2 protein-coding genes are annotated in these 1191 nt (G+C 53.4%); one reads left to right on the top strand and one right to left on the bottom strand.

Annotated features, from left to right (window positions below; genetic code table 11):
* Positions 1–64: 64 nt before the first annotated feature.
* Entirely contained in the window at positions 65–520 is a 456-nt protein-coding gene (locus tag V6D20_13345) for a hypothetical protein (protein HEY9816765.1), read from the bottom strand.
* Positions 521–532: 12 nt separating this feature from the next.
* On the opposite strand from V6D20_13345, the gene V6D20_13340 reads away from it, so the two are divergent.
* On the top strand, positions 533–1191 hold a 659-nt coding region (locus tag V6D20_13340), incomplete at its 3' end, for a hypothetical protein (protein ID HEY9816764.1).

The raw sequence follows: 1191 nt of genomic DNA, 5'->3' as shown, positions 1-1191 counted from the left end.
CGAGCTCCCTACCGCTGCTGCGGCCAAGGGATATGTCGACGCGCAGATCGATGCAGAGAACAACCTAACCCAGGGATCCATCCTCGTCGGGGATGTTACGGGCAATGAAGCTGAGCTCGCTGCCAATACTGATGGAAATATCCTCGTTGGAGACGGCACCACTGTCAACTCCGTAGGTGTAACCGGAGATGTCACGCTTGATAATGCCGGGAATGTACAGATCGTTGGCGGGGCTGTAGGCAACCCCGAGCTCGCTGCCGATGCAGTCACCACGGACAAGATCGCGCTCAATACCATCATTGCAGATGATATCGCTACCGGCGCCGTGGGTACTGATGAAGTCGCCAATGGCGCGATCATCGATGAAGACATCAACGCCACCGCTGCCATCAACGCCACGAAGATCGCCGATGGCAGTGTCGACAATACCAACTTCCAAAACATCAACAACCTTGATCAGCGGGTAGCCACCACCGACGATGTGACCTTCAATAGTGCCACCATAACTGGAAATACGCAAGTAGATGGAAACTTGAAGTTTGATGCAGCGGGTAACCCTGTTGACAACATTGTGACGACCATCGGAACTACGGGACTCGACACGAACCTACCTACAGAGCAGGCGGTGAGAGAAGCTATCTCCAGTTCCATCACCGCAGACAATGGTGTTCGGGAGAATCCGGATGGCAACATCCAGTTAGGAGGAGATTTGATCACGCCTACAACGATTGGTGTCACCACGGGGAATTCCCTAACCATCACCGATGGGTCGGCTGCTAATGCGCTCTCCATTAACGATGCAGGACAGATTACGGCAGCGGGGAATGTTGATGCCACCAACGGGGTGGATGTCACAGCCGGATCGTTAACTACCTCCAATGGAGTTACCACCACATTGGGCGATGGACAAGTAACTTCTGCAGGTAACATTGACGCCAACAACGGAGTCGATGTGAGCGGAGCTGACCTGACGGTAGCCACGAACTCCGACCTAAACGGTAACCTTGATGTAGCCGGACAAACAGACTTAGCAGCATCAGGAACTGCTACTAACGTAAGAGGTACGCTCGGTGTCGCAGAGCAGGCCACCTTCACAGGTAATGTTGATGCAAACAATGGTGTAGATGTCACAGCCGGATCGCTCACAACCTCCAATGGAGTGACCACCACACTGGGTAATGGACAAGTAAC

The sequence above is a fragment of the Candidatus Obscuribacterales bacterium genome (genome assembly GCA_036703605.1).
Taxonomy (GTDB): Bacteria; Cyanobacteriota; Cyanobacteriia; order RECH01; family RECH01; genus RECH01.
Note: the sequence above shows the minus strand (reverse complement) of the source record. Positions and strands in the feature narration are given on the sequence as shown.